The sequence below is a fragment of the Paenibacillus ilasis genome (assembly GCF_043195395.1).
Taxonomy (GTDB): Bacteria; Bacillota; Bacilli; order Paenibacillales; family Paenibacillaceae; genus Paenibacillus_AQ; species Paenibacillus_AQ lautus.
The window spans coordinates 326,390-347,242 of sequence record NZ_JBHDJG010000004.1 but is presented as its reverse complement, the minus strand read 5'-3'; the positions used below and the strand labels follow the sequence as shown (position 1 = coordinate 347,242).

The 20,853-nt window shown below is 52.2% G+C and carries 20 protein-coding genes; 5 read left to right on the top strand and 15 right to left on the bottom strand.

Features of this window, described 5'->3' with window-relative positions; translation table 11 throughout:
• Nucleotides 1–3 precede the first annotated feature (3 nt).
• From ACETK5_RS29015 to ACETK5_RS28985, 7 genes are all read right to left on the bottom strand, one after another.
• Nucleotides 4–1,515, bottom strand: a complete 1,512-nt coding sequence (locus tag ACETK5_RS29015; RefSeq protein WP_326111068.1) for a solute symporter family protein — start codon at nt 1,513–1,515, stop codon at nt 4–6.
• A 6-nt stretch (nt 1,516–1,521) separates the two neighbouring features.
• The gene (locus ACETK5_RS29010; RefSeq protein WP_009593006.1) at nt 1,522–1,821 is read right to left on the bottom strand and encodes a DUF485 domain-containing protein; all 300 of its coding nucleotides are present in this window, start codon (nt 1,819–1,821) and stop codon (nt 1,522–1,524) included.
• 189 nt (nt 1,822–2,010) lie between these two features.
• A complete protein-coding gene (locus ACETK5_RS29005; protein WP_100541090.1) occupies nt 2,011–2,808 on the bottom strand; it encodes a LytR/AlgR family response regulator transcription factor in 798 nt (265 codons plus the stop codon).
• Nucleotides 2,795–4,561 carry a LytS/YhcK type 5TM receptor domain-containing protein gene (locus ACETK5_RS29000; protein ID WP_326111071.1) on the bottom strand — a complete coding sequence of 589 codons (1,767 nt, stop codon included), beginning with the start codon at nt 4,559–4,561 and terminating at the stop codon, nt 2,795–2,797. The genes ACETK5_RS29005 and ACETK5_RS29000 overlap by 14 nt, the downstream gene beginning before the upstream one ends.
• Nucleotides 4,562–4,879: 318 nt before the next feature.
• Nucleotides 4,880–5,359 (bottom strand): threonine/serine exporter family protein, encoded by a 480-nt coding sequence (locus ACETK5_RS28995; protein ID WP_076323830.1) that lies wholly within the window; start codon nt 5,357–5,359, stop codon nt 4,880–4,882.
• Between the two features lie 23 nt (nt 5,360–5,382).
• The gene (locus tag ACETK5_RS28990) at nt 5,383–6,138 is read right to left on the bottom strand and encodes a threonine/serine exporter family protein (RefSeq protein WP_100541092.1); all 756 of its coding nucleotides are present in this window, start codon (nt 6,136–6,138) and stop codon (nt 5,383–5,385) included.
• Between the two features lie 199 nt (nt 6,139–6,337).
• Entirely contained in the window at nt 6,338–7,321 is a 984-nt protein-coding gene (locus ACETK5_RS28985; RefSeq protein ID WP_326111073.1) for an aldo/keto reductase, read from the bottom strand.
• Between the two features lie 220 nt (nt 7,322–7,541).
• Between ACETK5_RS28985 and ACETK5_RS28980 the strand changes: the two genes are divergently transcribed.
• From ACETK5_RS28980 to ACETK5_RS28970, 3 genes are all read left to right on the top strand, one after another.
• Entirely contained in the window at nt 7,542–8,066 is a 525-nt protein-coding gene (locus ACETK5_RS28980; protein ID WP_326111074.1) for a PadR family transcriptional regulator, read from the top strand.
• Between the two features lie 486 nt (nt 8,067–8,552).
• Complete coding sequence (gene serS, locus ACETK5_RS28975; RefSeq protein ID WP_100541096.1) at nt 8,553–9,854, top strand: serine--tRNA ligase; 1,302 nt, start codon at nt 8,553–8,555, stop codon at nt 9,852–9,854.
• A gap of 444 nt (nt 9,855–10,298) precedes the next feature.
• Nucleotides 10,299–11,336, top strand: coding sequence for an LLM class flavin-dependent oxidoreductase (locus tag ACETK5_RS28970; protein ID WP_100541097.1), 1,038 nt, complete (start codon nt 10,299–10,301; stop codon nt 11,334–11,336).
• A gap of 69 nt (nt 11,337–11,405) precedes the next feature.
• Here ACETK5_RS28970 and ACETK5_RS28965 read toward each other — a convergent pair whose 3' ends face one another.
• The 7 genes from ACETK5_RS28965 to ACETK5_RS28935 form a co-directional block, all read right to left on the bottom strand.
• Nucleotides 11,406–12,164 (bottom strand): SDR family NAD(P)-dependent oxidoreductase, encoded by a 759-nt coding sequence (locus tag ACETK5_RS28965; protein WP_326111076.1) that lies wholly within the window; start codon nt 12,162–12,164, stop codon nt 11,406–11,408.
• A gap of 105 nt (nt 12,165–12,269) precedes the next feature.
• Nucleotides 12,270–13,022: an SDR family NAD(P)-dependent oxidoreductase gene (locus ACETK5_RS28960; protein WP_326111078.1), complete on the bottom strand. Its 753-nt coding sequence runs from the start codon at nt 13,020–13,022 to the stop codon at nt 12,270–12,272.
• A 19-nt stretch (nt 13,023–13,041) separates the two neighbouring features.
• Nucleotides 13,042–13,506, bottom strand: coding sequence for a MarR family winged helix-turn-helix transcriptional regulator (locus tag ACETK5_RS28955; RefSeq protein ID WP_394059375.1), 465 nt, complete (start codon nt 13,504–13,506; stop codon nt 13,042–13,044).
• A 555-nt stretch (nt 13,507–14,061) separates the two neighbouring features.
• Nucleotides 14,062–14,703, bottom strand: a complete 642-nt coding sequence (locus tag ACETK5_RS28950) for a nitrite reductase (protein WP_326118651.1) — start codon at nt 14,701–14,703, stop codon at nt 14,062–14,064.
• A gap of 86 nt (nt 14,704–14,789) precedes the next feature.
• Nucleotides 14,790–17,222, bottom strand: coding sequence for a heavy metal translocating P-type ATPase (locus tag ACETK5_RS28945; RefSeq protein ID WP_326118650.1), 2,433 nt, complete (start codon nt 17,220–17,222; stop codon nt 14,790–14,792).
• Between the two features lie 35 nt (nt 17,223–17,257).
• Nucleotides 17,258–17,458: a cation transporter gene (locus ACETK5_RS28940; protein ID WP_100541103.1), complete on the bottom strand. Its 201-nt coding sequence runs from the start codon at nt 17,456–17,458 to the stop codon at nt 17,258–17,260.
• Between the two features lie 288 nt (nt 17,459–17,746).
• Nucleotides 17,747–18,070 (bottom strand): metal-sensitive transcriptional regulator, encoded by a 324-nt coding sequence (locus ACETK5_RS28935; RefSeq protein ID WP_100541104.1) that lies wholly within the window; start codon nt 18,068–18,070, stop codon nt 17,747–17,749.
• Nucleotides 18,071–18,280: 210 nt separating this feature from the next.
• Between ACETK5_RS28935 and ACETK5_RS28930 the strand changes: the two genes are divergently transcribed.
• Together ACETK5_RS28930 and ACETK5_RS28925 are read left to right on the top strand one after the other, a co-directional pair.
• On the top strand, nt 18,281–18,979 hold the full coding sequence (locus ACETK5_RS28930) for a response regulator transcription factor (protein WP_100541105.1): 699 nt from the start codon (nt 18,281–18,283) through the stop codon (nt 18,977–18,979).
• Nucleotides 18,972–20,075, top strand: a complete 1,104-nt coding sequence (locus tag ACETK5_RS28925; RefSeq protein WP_394059372.1) for a HAMP domain-containing sensor histidine kinase — start codon at nt 18,972–18,974, stop codon at nt 20,073–20,075. Before ACETK5_RS28930 ends, ACETK5_RS28925 begins: the two co-directional genes overlap by 8 nt.
• Before the next feature lie 238 nt (nt 20,076–20,313).
• Here ACETK5_RS28925 and ACETK5_RS28920 read toward each other — a convergent pair whose 3' ends face one another.
• Complete coding sequence (locus ACETK5_RS28920) at nt 20,314–20,850, bottom strand: hypothetical protein (protein ID WP_394059370.1); 537 nt, start codon at nt 20,848–20,850, stop codon at nt 20,314–20,316.
• Nucleotides 20,851–20,853: the final 3 nt, after the last annotated feature.

Genomic DNA, 20,853 nt, shown 5'->3' with positions numbered 1-20,853 from the left:
CGATTACGCGCCCGTATTGGCCTTGACCAGCACTTCGGCATACTTCGCTTCATCCTTGGAAGAGGATAACAGCGTGCCGATATAAGCTGCCAGGAAGCCAAGCGGAATGGAGATGATGCCCGGGTTGCTCATCGGGAAGATCGGATCGCCAATCAAAATCGCTTTGCCGGCCGGATCCCATATATTCGGACTAAGCGCCACAAGAATCACCGTGCTGATTAACCCTGTCAGCATCCCGGTAACCGCGCCTGTCGTATTAAACCTCTTCCAGAATACCGTGAACAGGATAACCGGTAAATTCGCGCTGGCCGCAACGGCGAAGGCGAGCGAAACAAGGAATGCCACGTTCATCTTCTGGGCAAACAACGCGAGCAGAATGGAGACAATGGATACGCCAATCGATGCGTACCGTGCCATCTTCAGCTGCTCCTTCTCCGACGATTCGCCGCGGCGTACGATCTGACCGTAGAAATCATGGGCGAAGGCCGATGCGGCGGACAGCACAAGGCCCGTCACCACCGCAAGGATCGTCGCGAACGCAACCGCCGAGATGAGCGCGAACAGGAAGTCGCCGCCAATCGCTTTGGCCAGGAGCGGCGCAGCCATGTTGCCCGCTTTATCGACCTCGGTAATATCCGCCGTGCCTACGAAGGCGGCAGCCCCGAAACCGAGAAAGATCGTCATGACATAGAAGATGCCGATAATCCAGGTAGCGTAGACCACGGAGCTGCGTGCCGTCTTGGCATCCTTAACGGTAAAGAAACGGGTCAAAATATGCGGCAGACCTGCCGTGCCGAGTACGAGGGCAAGGTTGAGCGACAGCGTCTCCAGCGGGATTTTGTATTTATTCCCAGGGTTGAGGAATGCCTCCTGCAGCGGCGTGGCCGTCTTCATATGATGGAACATCTGGGTCAGGCTGAAATCGAATTTGGCGAAGACGATCAGCGAAATGATGAACGTGCCGGCCATGAGCAGCACGGCCTTCGAGATTTGAACCCAGCTCGTGGCATGCATGCCGCCAAAGACAACATAGATGGTCATGAGCACGCCGACAATCAGAACGGACGTGACATAATCCAGTCCCAGCAAAAGCTTAATCAGCGCACCTGCTCCAACCAGCTGTGCGATCATGTAGAAGATGGAGATGGAAATCGTGTTCAACGCTGCAACGCCGCGTACTTTCTTGTCGGAGAAACGAGCGGCAATCATGTCCGCCACCGTATACTTCCCGAGATTCCGCAGCGGCTCGGCGACAAGGTACAGCACCACCAGGTAAGCTACGAGGAAACCGATGCTATAGAAGAAGCCGTCAAAGCCGACTAACGCGATCGAGCCTGCGATACCAAGAAAGGAGGCAGCAGACATATAGTCGCCCGCAATGGCTGTCCCATTCTGCCAGCCTTTGAGCCCTCCACCTGCCGTATAGAAATCGCTGGTGTTGGTTGTTTTCTTGGCAGCGTAATACGTTATAATCAGCGTGAGCATTACAATTCCGCAAAACAACGCGATAGCCATAGTCGATTACGCCCCCATATCCTTTTTAATATCGTCTACCATACGGTCAAACTGAGCCGCCTTGCGGGAGTACAGGATGCACAAGACCCATGTCATGACAAACTGCGCGAATGCAAATACCCATGCCCACGTGATCGGGCCGATCGCAGGGTGGTTCAACACGTCGGTGTACGAAGTGAGAATCGGCAGCGCAAAGTAAAACAGAAGAAAAAAGACGGTCATCGGAATAATGAACCGTTTCTTGCGGGAGAGCAGCGTTTTGAATTTTTCGGAATGCCATACTTCGGTATAGCTTTTTTCTTCCATTGCCTTTCCCTCCATTAACGATCAGGATCTATTGCGTCTCCCATGAATGAAAGCGCTTTAGAATAATTATATACAGGAGGACTGTCTGCGACCACAGCTCCTGCGCGAAACGTCCGATAGGGTGCGCGAAAGAGCGGATATGCCGCCTGAACGGGGAGACGCTCCACCGTTCCCCACGCGTGCTTCTCCCTAGGCCTCTCGAAGCAACCGGAACAAATCCCGGGCGGCCTCGCGAGACAAGGGAATCATCGTCCGCTGCTCATCCTTCAACACGATATTGTAAGCACCGTTTTGCCAAGGGGACAGCTCCGCAATCCGGTTCACGTTAACCAGGTAACTGCGATGAGGCCGAAAGAACGAGTAACCCGCAAGCTTCTCCTCCAGCTCCTGCAGCGTGCTCTTGCTCGTAATCCGCTGGCCTTCGGCCGTCCATATGCGAATAACCCGTTCCTCGCGCACCGCGTACAGGATCGCCTCAGGATCGACGAGCACATGTTTGTCCCCATCATCGAATAGCAGTTTGCCGCGCATGCTGCGAGGAGCAGCCTCAGTGGAAGGATACGAAGCTGCCTGGAGGGCGACATCATAGGCTTCCTGCTTTGGGGTGGCTTGCCCTTCTTGAACCCTGCTGCGAATTCGCTGCAGCGTTTCCTTTAATCGCATATGGCTGTAAGGCTTTAGCAGATAATCAATCGCATTCAGACCAAACGCCTCGACAGCATACTCGTCATAGGCTGTCGTAAAGACAATGAAAGGCGAGACCGGGGAGGCCTTCAGCATTCGCGCAGCCTGCAATCCTTCCAGCTCCGGCATATGAACGTCGAGAAAGACGACATCCGGCTGCCGTAAGGGAACAAGCTCGAGCAGTTCCCGGCCGTTCGCGGCATGAGGAAGCAGCTCGATATCAGGCTCCTGTTCCAGCAGGTAAGCCAGCTCCTCCCTTGCCAATCGTTCGTCTTCCGCTATCATCGTTTTAATTCGCTTCACGGTACCGGCTCCCTTCCGATAGACTGCAGGGGATGCTGAAGGATATGCTGCATCCGCCCTCTGCAAGATTCTCTACGATGAGTCTGGCTTCTTTGCCAAACATGCTGATTAAACGCTGATTGATATTGTAAATGCCGTTTCCCGTGCCCTCGCTGCCGATGATCGGCTGTTCACCGAGGCTGTCCAGCACCTCAGGCGAGATGCCAGCCCCGTTGTCCCGCAGTTGTACAACCGCCATATCGCCCGCCCGCTTTAGGGTCAATTGGATGAGGCCCCCGCTCGCTTTATCCCGCAAGCCGTGCTTGATGCTGTTCTCCACCAGCATTTGCAGCGTCGCGGGCGGAATCATAAGTTCGCCAAGCACCGGATCCAGCTGGCACTCAAACGTGAACTGATCCTCGAACCGGATTTGAATAATGTCCAAATAGGCATTCAATAGCTCCATTTCCTCACGAATGGTTGTTCTGCGGGAGGCCATGACCTTGACGTTCAAGCGCATGAACGCCCCCAGCTGCATCGTGGCATGTCTTGCCCGCAGCGGATCGCTCCGGATCAACGAATGGATCGCATTGAGCGTATTGAACAGAAAATGCGGGTTGATCTGCGCCTGCAGAAGCTTAAGCTCCGCCTCTTTCATTAAATGGCTCATCTTCTCGTGGGCCGTGGCCCCGAGCTGATAGGAAATCAGCTGTCCAAGCCCTTGGGCCATGACCAGCTCTACGCGCCGAATATCCTGCGGCCGCTTGAAGTAGAACTGAATGACGCCTACGATCTGGCTACCTTCGATCATCGGGACCAGAATGGCCGCACCGAGTGCCGGATGACGGGGTTGAATATCTTCCGCATTCTCTATGATCCGAAGCTCGCCGGTCGCGATGACATTCTTGGTCAAGTCGGATCTGATCTCTTCTCCGGGATCAATGGTACGGCTCGCGGCGCCGGCATGGGCCAGAAATCGCTCCGTATCCGTAATGGCGACTGCCGTTGTTTTCAGCTCGCGCAGCAGCAAGGTCGCCACGGCCTGAGCCGTTCGGTACGTCAAGCCCTGCTTCAGATGCGGCAGCGCCGCTTCTGCGATATGGAATGCCTTCTCCGTCTCGTAAGCCGCTGCCCGCTCTTCCTCGGTAAGCGCAACCCGCAGCATCGTCGTGAAGATCGCAATGGATATGCTGTTGGTCAGCACCATCGGCAGACCGATCAGGTTGACCAGCTCCACCGCGCGGTCCGGCTCATCGGCACAGATCAAAATAACGCCCATGTGCAGGATCGGAGCGAACATGCCGACGAATAACGCTTTTGCCGGCGAGATCACCCGCTCCTGCGAGAAGAATCGGGCTACGCCCCCGGCCAGGGCACCCGTAAGCGGTACGGCGATAGCTCCTGCCAGCCCCGTGTAGCCGCCGATATACAGGAGATGAGCTCCCGCCAGAAGCCCGCCCCCGATGCCGACGCGGGGCCCGCCGATTAGCCCGCCGATCACAACGCCGACCAGGGCAGAGTGGGCCAGCGCCTGTTCCTCGGTCAGCCGCACCAACCAGAAGGAGGAGCTCGACTCGCCATTCTCCACGACAACGCCTGCATACGCCCCGAGGATGCCGAAGAGTCCAAACAGGCAGGAATAGATAAACATTCGCGTGCCGGACATCTCTTTGCGGTCCAGCAATTGGCGGAACAACGGAATTCTCGTCAGTATAAAAGTCAGGATGAGCAGCATGCCCATCCGTTCGAACAGATGCAGCGTCAACTCCTGCATGGACATCCCTCTTCTTTGATGGAGTAGGAATCTTCATCTGACGGTCAGTGGACGGTATGGATAAATAGGATAAGTGTGAATGCGGTTTCATTTCATGCAGTAAAGATTATATAGTACAGCGATGATTTGGACAATAAAAAGGAATAACATGAAACTTATGTAAAAACATTCAAGCGGAGATCCTATCCTAACGGGCACTCCAAAAAACCGTATCCCCGCGGTTAAGCGAACGATACGGCCAGTAAACAGCTGCAAGCCAAAACAGCCGAACATATCCCCTCATTCTGATGTGTAAGGTCACTTTGGAATCACAAGGCCTTACGAGCCGGTCGAATTGGGTTTTCCAGCTCTTCTCCGGGATATCGACCACTTCCGAATGATCTGATTCGTCACCTCCGATAGCAGCAAACCCAGCGCGATGGCACCTGAAATCATGAAGGCTTGCGCCCCTAGCTGAACAGCCTGATCAAATTGATTCTGGGCGACATGCCGAAGGGCATTATAGGCGACTCCGCCCGGCACCAGCGGAATAATCCCCGACACGCTGAACACGATAATAGGCGTCTTGTATTTTTTGGCGAAAAAATGGCTGATGATCGTTACGCAAAAAGCCGCAAACACAGTGGCCGTCACCGGCTCAACCATCATGTTCTGCAGCATGATGTAGAGCAGCCAGCCCACCATGCCGGCAAACCCGCACTGCAGCAGTGCTTTTTTGGGTACGTTAAATATGATCCCGAAGGCCGCCGAAGCAACAAAACTCGTGATGAGCTGCTGTATATAAAAGGTTGCCACCATCTTCACCTCCACTCACACATCTCTTAGAATGACAACGTAAACGCAATGCCCGCGCCGATGGCAAAGGACGTAACAAAAGCCTCCGCGCCTTTGGACAAGCCGGATATCAGATGCCCCGCCATTAAATCGCGGATGGCATTGGTGATCAGCAAGCCCGGGACGAGCGGCATCACGGAGCTGATAATGATCGTATCCAGCTGATGGCCGAATCCGTATCTGACCATCCATACGGAGGTGATGCCGATGACCAGCGCTCCCGAGAATTCGGCGAAGAATCGCACCGGTATGACCCGATGCATGAATACAAAGCAGGAGAAGCCAAGACCGCCTGCAATGGCAGCCGGTACGAAATCCGGCCAGATGCCGCGAAACATAATGAGGAAGCAGCCGCTGGCAATCGCTGACAGGAAAATCAGCAGCCATGTCGGATAGATCGCCTGCTCATGCTCGATTTTCTCAAGCGCCCTATGAGCCTCTTCAATCGTCAGCTCACCGAGGCTTACGCTCCGAGACACGCTATTGACCTGATCGATCTTATCGAGATTGGTTGTCCGATCTGAAATACGAATGAGCCGCGTAATATGCTGAGGCTCCTCCACCGAGAAGATAATCCCGGTCGGAGTCATATAGCTGTGGCTGTTCTCCACGCCGAAAGCCGCGGCGATCCGCATCATCGTATCCTCGACCCGATAGGTCTCCGCACCGCTTTGCAGCATGATTTTGCCTGCTAACAAGCAGACCTTGATGATGTCATGCTCCCGCTTCAACAAGTCATTCAAAACGACAATCCTCCTGCTGAACACATTCCGATTCAGAATCTTTGCCTATATTATAGTATCATTGCCATGATAAAGCATAGGATATGCTTTAAAGCAGCACTGCAGCAGCTGCAATCGTTCTGTTCCATGCCCATCATCGACCACAAAAAGCCCCCCGAACGATCGGGAGGCTCCTTTACGATTTATCCTTCGAATCGGCTTAATAGGCACCGCGGATGTGCATGGCTACCTGCTCCTGATAGAAAAGCGCAAGGCGTTCTTTCTCCTCCATGCTGAACGAAGGCACGTCCAGCGTGCCTAGGTTGTCTTCGATCTGGCGGACGCTGCGGAAGCCGGGAATCACCGCAGTGACCTCCGGGCAATCCAGAATCCAGCGCATGGATGCACGGGCCATGTCGCCTCGGCCCTCGGCAATCCAAGCGAGCTCTCTGGCGAGCTCGACACCCTTTTCGAACGGGAGTCCGGCAAAAGTCTCGCCCACGTTAAACTGCTCGCCGTTGGCATTGAAATTCCGATGATCCCCTTCGCTGAAGGTAGTGCTCTCCGTAAATTTCCCGGTTAAGAGACCGCTGGCAAGCGGCAAGCGCACCAAAATGCCCACACCCGACGCTTTGGCCTTCGGGAGCAGCTGGACCAGCGGTTTTTGGCGGAACAGATTAAAGATAACCTGCAGGGACCTCACCCCCGGTACCCCCAGGCAAAACAGTCCTTCCTCCACCGTTTCCACGCTGACGCCATAATGCCTGATTTTCCCCTCGGCCTGCAGCTTGTCCAGCGCTTCAAACACTCGCCCGTCCTTCAACACCTCAAAGGGAGGGCAGTGAACCTGATAAAGATCAATCCGATCCCGCTGAAGCCGCTTCAGGCTGTTCTCGCAATAACGGCGAATCGACGCCTCCGAATAGGTCTGAAGATCATGAATATCTCCGGCACGGCAAAACTTGGTGGCGATATGCACCGAATCCTCCCTGCCTTTGGTTGCGCGTGCAAGCAAATCCTCCGCATGCCCATCTCCATATACGTCGGCCGTATCGAAGAAGTTCACGCCTTCGCCAATGGCGCGATCCAAGCCCTTCAAGGCTTCCTCATCGTTGGTCTGCCCCCATGAACCTCCGATCGCCCAAGTGCCGAAGCTGACCTCGCTAATGTGAAGCTCCGTATTTCCCAATTGTCTGTAGTTCATCGACGATATAGCCTCCTCATCCAACTGCCATACTAGTTCACACTACTAGACTAAACGTTAAATCGCTTTCATTCAATCCATATATGACATTTACCTATTTTTCCGCGGGTTGTTGACAATTCATTCCATCGCTCCTATAATACAATCATCAGATATCCAACGTTGGATATCCAGTTGTGAAATTCACCTTCACATACACATCCTAAGGAAGTGACCCAACATGACCAACCTCATCCTGCTCTCATTCCTGCGCCAGCGTCCGATGCACGGCTATGAAATTCAGCAGCTTATTCAGGCCAGCCGCATGGACCTATGGACAAATATTCTGTCCGGCTCCATCTATTATGCACTTAACAAGATGGAAAGCGACGGTTGGATTGCAGCCACCGCTGAAGAGCGGACCGGTGCAAGACTTCGCAAAATTTACAGTATTACGGATGAAGGCGAGAAGTTATTCCAGAAGATGATCCGCGAAACCTTGACGCTTCCTCCCCACACCGTCAAATCCGACTTCTCTCTTGGTTTGGTCTGGATCGAGAACATTCCGAAGCAGGAAGCGGTGGAATTGCTGCAGCAAAACCTCAAACAGGTGGAAGAATCGCTGGCACAATGGCGTTCAGGGAAAGAAATCAAGGGACAGTACGGCTTATCCAAGGTCGCCCTAGCTACCTTCGATAATGCAATCTCGATCCTGGAACAGGACATCGCCTTTCTCAACAAAATCATAACACTCGTTCAAGAATAAGCCTCAGCATCAGCTGCGGCTTTCCTTTGCGGTAAATACTCAACATTGGATATATAATATAGGTTAGATTGACGCAGCCGCATGTACCTTCCGCCCGGATGCGGAGCAGCCTGCCGTATGGAAGCAAGGAGCAACGAAGAAAGCTGCATCGATATAACGTCGTACAAAATCCGATAAGCCCCTTGTATAAAAGACATCTCATGCGGTATACTGAACAACAATATCAACATCAGGCCGATGAAGAGCTTCCAACTCCGAGGCGTTCTCGTCAAGGGGATCCGATCCTACAACCGATCAACGATCCTCCTAAGTTAACCGGACCCGCCCGTTACCGCGGAATCAAAGTGGATTGAACACGGACCCGACTGTTTTGTGATTAGGTTACGGTTCAATCAATTTGGGTGGCACCGCGAGCGCATAAGCGTCCCTCGTCCCATATGGACTAGGACGCTTTTTATTTTTTTCAGAAGAAGGAGCGCGGTGATTATGCTAGATATGAAATGGATCCGAGAGAGCACAGAGAATCAGGAAGAACTGCAGCGAGTGGCTGACCAGAAAGGGATCGCCCTGTCGGTTGCCGAACTTGTCCGGCTGGATGACCAGCGTCGGACGCTGCTGCTCGCCGTGGAGGGCTTGCGGCAGCAGCGCAATGCCATCTCGCAGGAGATCAGCACGCTCGTGCGGCAAGGCAAACAGGAAGAAGCCGAACGGATGAAACAGCAGGTCAAGGACAGCAACGATCAGTTGGGCAAGCAGGAAGAGTTATACCGGGAGGTTGACGACGACTATAACAAGCTGCTCATCCTTGTACCGAATATCGTTTCGCCGGATACGCCGGTCGGAGCTTCGGATGAGGACAATGTAGAGATCAGACGCGTTGGCGAGCCCCCCGTGTTTGATTATGAATACAGGGATCATGTTACGCTCGGCGAGCTGCACCGGATGATCGACATTCCCCGCGGCGTCAAAACCGCCGGCACGCGCAGCTACTACCTGACCGGCATCGGCGCAATGCTGCATCGAGCCGTTCAGCAGCTGGCGGTGGATATGCTGGTTGCCAAGGGTTTCACCCTTATCGACGTGCCGTTAACCGTAAGGACGGAGGCCATGCAGAATACAGCATTCTTCCCGCTTGGTCAGGATCAGGCTTTTCAAATAACGGAGCAAGATAAGTGGCTCGTCGGTACGTCGGAAGTGCCGTTGGTATCGTTCTATAGCGGTGAAGTCGTCGATGTGGCGCAGCCGATTCGCCTGGCTGCAGCATCGCTGTGCTTCCGGAGCGAGGTCGGCTCGGGCGGCCGGGACGTCCATGGCTTGTACCGGGTGCATCAGTTCGCGAAGGTGGAACAGGTCGTTATCTGCGAAGCCAGCGCGGAAGCCTCGGAGCTGCTTCTGCAAGAGATCACCGCCAATGCCGAGGAGCTGCTGCAGAAGCTCGAATTGGCTTACCGGGTCGTTGCCGTCTGTACCGGAGATATGTCGCAGAAAACGTACAAGCAATACGACATCGAGACATGGATGCCAAGCCGGAAGGCTTATGGGGAGACCCACTCGTCGTCGAATCTGCTCGACTTTCAGGCGCGTCGCTCGAACATCCGGTACCGGGACGCAGAAGGCAAGCTGCGCTACTGCCACACCCTGAACAATACGGCCGTGGCTTCGCCGCGAATTCTTATCCCGCTGCTGGAGAACCACCAGCAGCCCGACGGCTCGATCCTCATTCCGAGGGCGCTCAGACCTTACATGAACGGGATGGAGCGGATTGAGCCTCCACACACAACGGAATGAAGACATCATCAACCTATATCTGACGTTCAACAACGCAGCCATTGAATGGCTGCGTTGTTTTGGGATTTCATTTTGTAAGTGAAGTACTTGCCTCCGCTCCGTCACTATAAATGCATGAATCGGGTTTAACCGATACTTAGACCAGCATAAAAAGCATATACTATGAAGTACATTTTTCTTTAGATTATCGAAGCTGTAAGTTTTCAGCGAAGCTGAACCCTTCGATAATCGCAAGAAAAATTTCCTCTAAATGCGGTCTGGCTTCTGCGAAGGTGCATCGATGTATATTTTTCTTATGGATTAAGTAGGTATATAATGTTCGTTATATAGGGATACCAACTATCGATAAATAGATTTCATTTTTTTCGGCATCCACTTAAACGGATGTCTTCTCCCTATATAAAAACTTTACCGTGCCGCGCACGAATAAGGAGGTCATACCCTATGACAGAACCTAATCTTGATCATACAGCGCCCAAAACGCTTCGCGATATCCCTATTTCCATCCTGGATCTCGCCCCGATTACAGCGGGCAGCACCGCTGCACAGTCGCTGCGGAATACACTTGATCTGGCCCAGCATGCCGAGAAGTGGGGGTATAACCGCTACTGGCTTGCCGAACACCACAATATGCCGGGGATCGCCAGCTCGGCCACTTCAGTCGTCATTGGCCATGTCGCCGGAGGCACGAGCAAAATCCGCGTCGGATCCGGCGGCATCATGCTGCCGAACCACGCTCCGCTGGTCATCGCCGAGCAGTTCGGGACCCTTGAATCGTTGTATCCCGGCCGAATTGATCTCGGTCTTGGCCGTGCGCCGGGATCGGATCAGCTCACATCCCGGGCGCTCCGCCGCGGTCCCGGCAGCGACGGCCAGGATTTCCCGGATCGTCTCGGCGAGCTGCGGAATTACTTCCAGCCTACCTCCGGGTCGTCCATGCGCATCCGGGCGATTCCCGGTGAAGGCCTGCATGTACCGATCTGGCTGCTCGGCTCCAGCGGTTTCAGTGCGCAGCTGGCAGGACAGCTGGGGCTTCCGTTCTCTTTTGCGAGCCACTTTGCTCCGGATTATCTGATGGCCGCGCTTGACCTGTATCGAACCAGCTTCCGTCCTTCATCGGAGCTGAGTAAGCCTTATGCCATGATCGGCGTGAACGTGATCTGTGCCGACACGGATGAGGAAGCGCAGCGCCTGGCTACCTCGCCGTACCAGCAGTTCCTGAATATCATCCGGGGCCGTACCGGCCAGCTGAGTCCACCGGTGGACAGCATGGATGATCTGTGGAACCTGCAGGAGCAGGCCATCGTGAAGCGCCAGCTCAGCTTCTCCGCCATCGGCAGCCCTGCAACCGTCCGCGCGCAGCTGGAGCAGTTCCAGCAGTCGACGAACGCGGACGAAATCATTGTCGCGGCCGCCATCTACGATCATGAGGCGCGCTTGCGTTCTTATGAGCTGCTGGCGGATGTTGTCGGCATCAAATAAATGTTATACCAAAAAGACCAGACAAACCCGGTATTCCGGTGCTTGACTGGTCTTTTTTTCAAATATATATTACAGCGTCAATCCGCCATCAATTGTAACCAGCGAGCCTGTCATGTAGCTGGAGCCCGGAGAAGCCAGGAAGGCAACCACGTTCGCGATTTCATACGCCTCAGCCGGACGGCCCATCCGCATGTTGCCCACTTCCTCAGGCACGTAGCCGCCTTCCATGAAGGACTTGGCCACCGCTGCCGTAAGCGGCGTCTGAACGCCGCCCGGGCAGATGGCGTTCACGCGAATGCCCTGCTTCACGTATTCCAGCGCTGCTCCCTTCGTCAAGCCCACCACCGCATGCTTGCTTGCCGAATAAGCGGCCGCACTGTGCTCGCTGCGGATACCTGCCGTAGAAGCGGTATTAACGATATGTCCGCTGCCCTGCTCCTTCATGACTTTCAATACATACTTCATGCCGAGAAAAGCGCCCTTGACGTTCACGTTCATTTGACGGTCAAATTCGTTCTCGTCGATGTCGTCCAGCATCGAGAACTTCTGCACGATACCCGCATTGTTGAAGAAAAAATCGATTCTGCCATAGGCCTTAACCGCCTGATTCACGTAGTTCTGGACATCTTCGGTTTTGGTCACATCCGCTTGCACGAAGATGCCCTCACCGCCCTGCTCCTTGATTAAACGCAGCGTTTCCTCGCCGGCTTCCTTGTTGAAATCAACGAGCACTACCGCTGCACTATTCTCAGCCAATTTCAAGCTGCTGGCTCTGCCGATCCCGCTGGCTGCCCCGGTAATGACAGCGATCTGTTTGTTATCGGACATGAAACAACACTCCCCTTGATGGAAAAATAATATTAGGCCCGACCGAGTTGTATCACGATCATTTCTGCCGTCTATCGCTTATAGACAAGCCATTGGAAGGATGAATTACTTCGCGAAATATCCGCCATCGATCGGCAGCTCAACGCCTGTAATGTAAGAAGACTCATCCGAAGCAAGGAACAATACGCCGCGTGCGATATCTTCCGCTTTGCCCAGGCGTGGAAGCGGAGTCTGGGATTGGAACCACTGCATCATCTGCTCATCCTTGAAAAGATCCACGGTCATTGGCGTTTCGATGTAGCCAGGGTGAACCGAATTGCAGCGGATGTTATGCTTCGCAAAGTCAACGGCCGTGGCTTTGGTCAGCATGCGTACCGCGCCTTTGCTTGCCGTGTAAGGACCGGCGCCGCTGCCGCCTGTCAGGCCGGCAATGGAGGAGATGTTGACGATGGAACCACCGCCGGCTTCGATCATATGTGGAATAACATATTTTTGGCCGAGGAATATGCTCGTAACGTTAATCGACATGGTCTTCTCCCAGCCTTCGACCGTCAAATCCATGAACGGCGTTGCATTGGAGACACCGGCATTGTTGACCAGGATGTCGATTTTGCCGAGTTTTTGAACCGTCTCATCTACGACACGAACCCAATCTTCCTCGGAAGCTACGTTGTGCTTGAATCCGATCGCTTCGCCGCCAAGCGCTTCAATCTCGGCTACGACGTCTTTGATCTTGTCTTCCTGAAGGTCCGTAATCGCAACCTTGGCTCCCTCCTGCGCAAACAAAAGAGCGTCGGCTTTACCCATACCACCTGCTGCACCTGTAATGATGGCTACTTTATTGTCCAATCTCCCCATGAGAATACCTCCTGAAATATTAGTCGTTGGTTTGGCTAGCTTCATTGGACCGCCCGATCTTAAGCTGCAGATGTTCAATCATCTTCTCGTATGAAGCGATCAACACATCCATCTCCTGATCGGAGAAATCCGACCATAAGCCTTCATTCAATTCACGGTACTTCGCAATCATCTGGGCTTCAACTTCACGGCCCTGCTCCGTAATCTTAAGATAGACCTGACGCCTGTCCTCGCTGGACGCCACCCGTTCAATATAACCCTTACTGACCAGCTTGTTGCTCAAGTTGGTCACGGCCGACAGCGTAACATTCAAGGCGTTGGCAAAATACGAGCTGGTCTGCTGCCCCTCATACGCCAAGGTCTGCAGCACGTAGTACTGAGGGCCGGTCAAATCATTGTCCAGAATCTTGGCATAGTTCGCCACAAGCGTCATCATCTGACGGGCTACCATGTTAGATAATTGTTCCCTCTTATCCAGTTTCATCACCTCGATGCCCAACGAAGTCTACACATTTATTACAAATTTAAATAGTTAAAAGCTTTTAACAATCTAAATTGTATACCCTTGCACATCGCTCGTCAACCACGATAAAATGCCCGATCTGGTTGTTATTCCCACCGTCGCAAGCAGTAAAGACGAAATGCGCCCAGAGTGGATCTCGCTTGATCGAACCAAGCAAAGATTCCAATGGATAGCACGTTTTATCTATAGAAAAAAAGAGCACCCTCAGGTGCTCTTGAAAGTATATCCATCCTCGTTTCGGCTTATCCCGTTAAGAGGAATAGCCGGTATATTCTAAAGTATCGTAGTCGGCGCGAGCCCAGCTTTCCCTGCTATTCCCGGTAGTGTAGGGCGCGATCAGCGCTAGGATAAATCCCATTCCGATCGGATGAGACGATGGCGGCTGGGGCAGATGCGATCCGAATCATCGGCTGCCGACTACGTCACCAAACAGGGAATCACACGAAATGGGAGATCCCTAATACGCGCGTTGGTGATAAAAAAAGGCACCACCCTAAGGTGATGCCTTCCAAGTCATTATCCTGCCGTATCCATCCGCGCATCCAGTGTGAGTTGACGCAGTTGATCGAGCGTCATGCGATCTACGAAGCGCGAGAACTTCTCTTTTTTCTTGCCATGCTCCTGATAGATAGTGATCAGCTTCAGGATGATTGGAGCCAGCTGCTGCGGCGTCAAATCCGTATGCAGTTGCTTGGCCAGAGCAGCCTTCAACCCTCTCGGCTCTCCACCTACATAGATATCGTAGGTATTCCGCATCTTAATAACGGCAATATCCTTCAGCAGCGGTTCACTGGTGCCGAGCGCACAGCCCGCGTAACCGATCTTTAGCGGATTGGGTACAGGATGATCGGCGATTACTGCATCCAGCATCTTTGCAACGTCCAGTCCCGAATCCTCCGCCCCCCGGCAGAAGTTGCAGGTGATCAGGCTCTTGGAGACAAAGCCCGCGGGATGAACCTGAAGTCCGGCGGCTTCCAGCTTTGCCGTGGCTTCCACCACCCGATCTGCATCCATCTCCACGTACAATTGCTTAAAGGTTGTCATCTCAATACGGGCATCCTCGCCTACGATAGACCCCAAGACCGCCAGCTGATCCGGGCGGAACAGCGTTCCGCCCACCTCAAAGCCGGGTGTCACTGCAAATTTTTGCGATGCCAATGTCTACACTCCCATCAAGTCGCCCTTATTATCGTTTCCTTGCTAGGTTTGATCCACGTTATATATGAACGGTCTCTTTGCTTCCGTTATACCTTCATCCGCTGCAGGCGAAGGGCATTCAGCACAACCGATACGGAGCTCAGTGCCATGGCGGCCCCGGCCACCCAAGGTGCCAGAAGACCGATGGCGGCAATCGGAATGCCCAGCGAGTTATAACCCAGCGCCCAGAAGAGGTTCTGACGGATGTTGCTCATCGTCTTGCGGCTCATGTAGATGGCATCCGGAATGCTGTTCAGATCCCCCTTCATCAGTGTCACGTCAGCGGCTTCCATTGCCACATCCGTACCTGTACCGATAGCCATGCCGATGTCGGCAACCGCAAGTGCCGGCGCATCGTTAATGCCGTCGCCAACCATGGCGACCTTCTTGCCCTGCTGCTGGAGCTTCTTCACTTCATCCGCTTTGCCTTCCGGCAGTACCTCGGCCCGCACATGGTCGATGCCAACCTGCTTCGCGATGGCCTGTGCCGTGCGTTCATTGTCACCGGTAATCATAATGACTTCGATGCCCATTTCTTTCAATCTCGCTACGGCAGCACGGGACGTCTCCTTGATTGTATCCGCCACAGCCACAAGACCTGCATACTGGCCGTCTACAGCCGTTAACATGGCAGTCTTACCCTCGGTTTCAAGCTCTGACATTCTGCCGAGGATCGCATCTATCGGCACGTTATGCTGTGCCATCAGCTTACGTGTACCGACCAGCACCTCGTGTCCTTCCACGCTAGCACGGATGCCATAGCCTGGAATGGCTTCAAAATGCTCAGCTGCCGGAAGCTGCGTTCCTTTGGCCTCAATTCCGGCCACAATCGCTTCAGCAAGCGGATGCTCGGAGCTCCTCTCAGCAGATCCGACCAGACGAAGGAACCGCTCTTGATCAAAGTTATGAACTTCCACATCGGTCAACTCGGGTTTGCCTTTGGTGACCGTCCCTGTTTTATCCAGAATAATGGTATCGATTTTATGGGTGGACTCCAGATGCTCTCCGCCCTTGAACAGAACACCCAGTTCTGCAGCGCGGCCCGAACCCGCCATGATCGAGGTCGGTGTAGCCAGACCCAACGCACACGGACAAGCAATAACCAGAATCGCAATAGCGATTTCTAACGATTGAGCGAAATTACCAGGCGTTACCCAGAAGTACCACACGAGGAAGGCAGCAATTGCAATGCCGACCACGATCGGAACGAAAATGCCGGAGATGACATCAGCTACCCGCTGAATCGGAGCTTTGGAGCCTTGCGCTTCCTCAACCACCTTGATAATTTGGGCTAGAGCGGTCTCCTTACCCACTTTCGTCGCTTCCAGCGTCAAGCGTCCGTTCTTGTTTATGGTGGCGCCGATAACAGCATCGCCCGCTTTTTTCTCAACCGGAATGCTTTCACCTGTCAGCATCGACTCATCTACCGCCGACGTGCCCTCCACGACTTTACCGTCCACCGGGATTTTCTCACCCGGCTTTACCAATACGAGATCACCCACCAGGACCTGCTCCACCGGAATGGTCATCTCCTGACCGTCACGAACGACCAGCGCCGTTTTGGCTTGAAGGCCCATCAGGGTTTTGATAGCCTCCGAGGTACGGCCTTTAGCCAGGGATTCGAACAGTTTCCCCATAATGACCAGCGTGATCAGCACCGCACTGGTTTCATAGTACATTTCGGGCCCATGGTGTACATTGGCTCCTGCAACGGCCCAATCAATTGTTAAATACAGACTGTAGAAATAGGCTGCCGACGTACCGAGTGCGACCAGAACGTCCATATTGGCGCTTTTGTTGCGAAGAGCCTTATAGGCACCCACATAGAACTGTTTCCCGATAAAAAACTGCACCGGCGTTGCCAAGATCAGCTGGAACCAAGGGTTCATAAACAGATCCGGCATCCAGATCCAAGAGGTGAAGGAGAAATGGCTCACCATGGCCCAGAGCAGCGGCAGAGACAGAATCGCCGACAGGAGCAGCTTCCGCTTTTGCTTGGTGATGGCCTCCTTGCGGTGACCTTCCTGATCAAGCGTCTCCTGTTTGGAAACCGCCTGATACCCGAGCTTCTCCACACGCTGTTGAATATCGCTGAGGCTTACCTCTGCGGGATTGAATTCCACCCGGGCCGTCTCCAGTGCAAAATTGACGTTGGCCTGATTAACACCTGGCATCTTGCTTACCACTTTCTCGATTTTCGAAGCACAGGCAGCACAGTACATGCCAATCAGCTGCAGGTCCACGGTTTCCTTTGCCGTTCCGTAACCCAGCTTTTCAATTTTCTCTTCCATCTGCTGGACGGAAACCACATTCGGATCAAAGGTAACCGACGCTTTTTCCAGCGCAAAATTCACATTCGCTTCCTGGACGCCCTCCATTTTGCTTAGACCCTTCTCAATCCGATTCGCACAGGCGGCACATGTCATACCCGTTAACTGCAGCGACGTTTTCTTCTGCTCCATTGTTGCTTCTGCTCCCATCTTCCCTCACCCCTCTTCATCCTCGTGCCGTTTAGTTAAACTACGTTGTATCCTTGTTCCTCGATAATTTCTTTGATTTTATCCAAATTGACTTGGCCTGCGTCGTATTTAACGGAGACCGTGCCTGCCTTCAAATCCACATGACCCTCGATGTTCTCGTTCTTTAAAGCTCCTTCAATGGAATTCACGCAATGCATGCAGGACATACCTTCTACTTTTATGGTTACCTGTTCCATGTTCAATCTCTCCTTTGGATTATGTTTTATTGTGAGCAGCCCTTCTAAAAGCATGCCCGGAATAAGTTTTGAACGGGTTGTGCTCGTTTCTTGATGTTAGTATACCCCCCTACCCTATATTTAGTCAATGGGTTTTCTCACTTTTTTTGAAAAAATGTTCCCCGCTATGCTTTAACCGCTTAACCGTGCGGTATTCTTCACCTTGAATAAACACCAACTGCCACCTTTAGAAGGTGGCAGCTCCATGGACACTCATCATAACCAGACCGTCTCCAGCCAGGAATTCCATTATTTCATTAACTTGTTCATGGTTGTTAACAGCTCGGTAATAACATCGTCGTCACCTTCCTGCAGGCGTTCCACCACACAGCTCTTCATATGATGCTCAAGCAGCAATTTGCTGACGCCGTTCAAGGCCGACTGGATCGAGGAGATCTGGTTTAATACATCATCACAGTACGTATCCTTCTCAATTAAGCCCTTTACACCGCGAATCTGTCCTTCAATCCGGTTCAACCGGCTGACGAGATTGCTTTTCGTTTTGTCGGAATGATGGCTCTTCCGTTCACCGGTTACTGCGCACGCATCATGTACATGGTTCTCGATTGTCATACCCATTCCCCCCTTGATCACGTTACTTCATCTTATTCTAACCCTATTTCCATTATATCATATAGCCCCCCACCCTATAAAGCCCAGCTTATGGAATAAAGATTGAAGCCATAGCCGGATGTACAGCGGGATCGATTCAATTATTGAGATTTTAGAACGATTCATATAACATGGTCAAAAGGTAATCATCATTTTACGGGAGTGAACATAATGAGCCGTATCACCATATTAATCGCGGATGATGAGTCCGAGATTGCCGACCTGATCGAGCTGCATTTAAAAAAAGAGGGTTACCAGTGCATTAAGGCACGCAATGGCCAGGATGCCATTCATGCGGTTCAAACGTATCCGATTGATCTGGCTATTTTGGATATTATGATGCCCAAGCTCGACGGCTATGAGGTAACAAGGCAAATTCGCGAAAAGTTTTTACTGCCTATTATTTTTCTCAGTGCCAAAATTTCGGACCTCGATAAAATCGAGGGATTGGTGCGAGGGGCGGATGATTATATGACCAAGCCGTTCAACCCCATGGAATTAGTAGCTCGCGTGAACGCCCATCTCAGGCGTACCAAGCAGTTGAGTCAGTCGGCAGTGGAAGTGAATAAACCTATCGTGGAGATCGGGGGCGCCGTCATTTATCCGGATCAGCGAGTGGTCGAGCTCTACGGTAAGCCCATTGAATTGACGCCAAAAGAATTTGATATCTTGTATCTGCTCGCCAGGCATCCCAAAAAAGTCCATAGTGCCGAACATATATTTCAGCAGGTATGGGGCGAAGACTACTATGAAGGCAGAAACACGGTGATGGTGCATATTCGTACGCTGCGGAAAAAGCTCGGGGAAGATACCAACAAGCATAAACTGATCAAGACGGTATGGGGAGTAGGTTATACCATCCATGTCTAACATGATATTTAGCTTTCGGACTAAAATGATTCTGCTGCTCATGGCCAGTATGCTTGCATCCGGCGCTATTACCTTTGGGATCTATAAAGCTCTCCAGCTGTACTATCGATCCGAAGTTTTGTTTGAGAATCCGTTAACTCGAATTCGATATTTCATGAGGTACGAAATTGGGGATGTGAACTCGTTTTTAATTATTTTTGTACCGCTAGCCATCATGTTTTTCTTCTTGTTCACCAAGCCTTACGCAAAGTACTTCAAAGAGATCTCCAAGGGGATCCATCAGCTCGCAACCGGCAATTTCATTGATCGGGTCCATATTACGTCCAAAGATGAGTTCGGTACGATTGGGCGAGATATTAACTTAGCCATGGATAACCTGCGGGAAGCGGTAGAACGGGGCGACTCTGCTGAGAGCAGCAAGGATCAGCTGGTTCTAAACCTGGCCCATGACTTGCGCACACCGCTGACCTCCGTTATCGGGTATCTGGATTTCATTCTTAAAGACAATCAGCTGACTCCGGAGCAATCCAGGCATTATGCCCATATCGCTTACACCAAGTCTCAACGCTTGGAGAAACTTATCGATGAGCTGTTTGAAATCACCCGAATGAACTACGGCAAGGTCCAGCTTGAGAAGAACATGATCGATCTCGGCGAGCTGCTCAACCAACTGAACGAGGAACTATATCCTATATTTGAAAAAAACGGCCTTACCTCCAGAATGAACATTGCAGAGCAGCTGATTATAGGCGGAGATGGAGATTTACTGGCGCGCGTATTTGAGAATCTCCTCACCAATGCGATCCGGTATGGGAATGATGGCCAATTCATCGACATTCACGCATATGTGGATGGCGATGAGGTTGTCGTTCAAATCATCAACTATGGGGATTGTATTGAACCTGAGGAGCTTCCGCATATTTTCGATATGTTTTACACCGGCGACCGGGCACGAAGCCATCAAACGGGAAGCACGGGGCTCGGGCTCTTCATTACCAAAAACATTGTGGAGCAGCATGGTGGAACCATTTCCGCACAGAGCAGCATGATCCGCACACTCTTCGAGGTGCGTTTGTCCCGAAGTGACCGCCAATAGGCTTCGTACAGCAACGACGATTCAATTATTAAAAATTTTAGAAATAGCCTGCTTCTTTTTTAATTAGTTTCCCCTAACCTTAAGAACATAGAACTGGGAAAGCAAAAATAGGAAGCAGGTTATTTAACATAACGAATTCGTTCTTTTTACTCAAACCATTTTATCCTATTGTACAAACCCGAACCTCCAGATCGGTGCGTACCGTATCTCCAGAATCCTAGCATCGCCAAGTCCTGAATCATTTGCCGGAGGACGCGTAATAACTATCAAGAAACAGAAAGGTGTCCGCTTGCCCTTTATGGAACATGGATGAAAAGATAAAAATATCCGACGATTCTGTTTTAGGCGGACTCTTCTCGAGGAACTTCCCCTTCTTATTGTCATAGAAATACTCCAGGATGTCATCGGATGGTGATGGATCGTATTCTCCATATCGTTTCTTGATCTCGCCAATTTGCATTCCTATTTCAGCGCCGCGCGTTGTTTGATAATGACCTTTCGATTCTTCCTCCATCCTGATCGCAACAACGGCATCATCTCTGTAGAACACCGCGATCCCGAAATCGTAGTCAAATACACCCCTGGCATGCTCTTGTCCCGTGCCAAGCACTTTTTCAGCATCCGTACGATTCATGCCGTAGTGTACCTTTTGGCCATTATCTATGCGCACGATCCCCATGTCTTCTTTGGTAAACTTCTCCGTTGGCTCACCGCCGCCGTTACAGCCTCCTAAGACCAGGATCAATACTATCAACAAGCAGAAGTATCTAACCATGTA

Excerpts from the sequence above, each read along its gene's own strand:
- ACETK5_RS28920 (WP_394059370.1), bottom strand. The coding sequence starts at position 20,850 with ATGGTTAGATACTTCTGCTTGTTGATAGTATTGATCCTGGTCTTAGGA.
- ACETK5_RS28995 (WP_076323830.1), bottom strand. The coding sequence starts at position 5,359 with ATGGTGGCAACCTTTTATATACAGCAGCTCATCACGAGTTTTGTTGCT.
- ACETK5_RS28940 (WP_100541103.1), bottom strand. The coding sequence starts at position 17,458 with ATGGAACAGGTAACCATAAAAGTAGAAGGTATGTCCTGCATGCATTGC.
- ACETK5_RS29010 (WP_009593006.1), bottom strand. The coding sequence starts at position 1,821 with ATGGAAGAAAAAAGCTATACCGAAGTATGGCATTCCGAAAAATTCAAA.
- ACETK5_RS28965 (WP_326111076.1), bottom strand. The coding sequence starts at position 12,164 with ATGTCCGATAACAAACAGATCGCTGTCATTACCGGGGCAGCCAGCGGG.
- ACETK5_RS28960 (WP_326111078.1), bottom strand. The coding sequence starts at position 13,022 with ATGGGGAGATTGGACAATAAAGTAGCCATCATTACAGGTGCAGCAGGT.
- ACETK5_RS29000 (WP_326111071.1), bottom strand. The coding sequence starts at position 4,561 with ATGCAGGAGTTGACGCTGCATCTGTTCGAACGGATGGGCATGCTGCTC.
- ACETK5_RS28970 (WP_100541097.1), top strand. The coding sequence starts at position 10,299 with ATGACAGAACCTAATCTTGATCATACAGCGCCCAAAACGCTTCGCGAT.
- ACETK5_RS28985 (WP_326111073.1), bottom strand. The coding sequence starts at position 7,321 with ATGAACTACAGACAATTGGGAAATACGGAGCTTCACATTAGCGAGGTC.
- ACETK5_RS29015 (WP_326111068.1), bottom strand. The coding sequence starts at position 1,515 with ATGGCTATCGCGTTGTTTTGCGGAATTGTAATGCTCACGCTGATTATA.
- ACETK5_RS28930 (WP_100541105.1), top strand. The coding sequence starts at position 18,281 with ATGAGCCGTATCACCATATTAATCGCGGATGATGAGTCCGAGATTGCC.
- ACETK5_RS28945 (WP_326118650.1), bottom strand. The coding sequence starts at position 17,222 with ATGGGAGCAGAAGCAACAATGGAGCAGAAGAAAACGTCGCTGCAGTTA.
- ACETK5_RS28925 (WP_394059372.1), top strand. The coding sequence starts at position 18,972 with ATGTCTAACATGATATTTAGCTTTCGGACTAAAATGATTCTGCTGCTC.
- ACETK5_RS28980 (WP_326111074.1), top strand. The coding sequence starts at position 7,542 with ATGACCAACCTCATCCTGCTCTCATTCCTGCGCCAGCGTCCGATGCAC.
- serS (WP_100541096.1), top strand. The coding sequence starts at position 8,553 with ATGCTAGATATGAAATGGATCCGAGAGAGCACAGAGAATCAGGAAGAA.
- ACETK5_RS28955 (WP_394059375.1), bottom strand. The coding sequence starts at position 13,506 with ATGAAACTGGATAAGAGGGAACAATTATCTAACATGGTAGCCCGTCAG.
- ACETK5_RS28935 (WP_100541104.1), bottom strand. The coding sequence starts at position 18,070 with ATGACAATCGAGAACCATGTACATGATGCGTGCGCAGTAACCGGTGAA.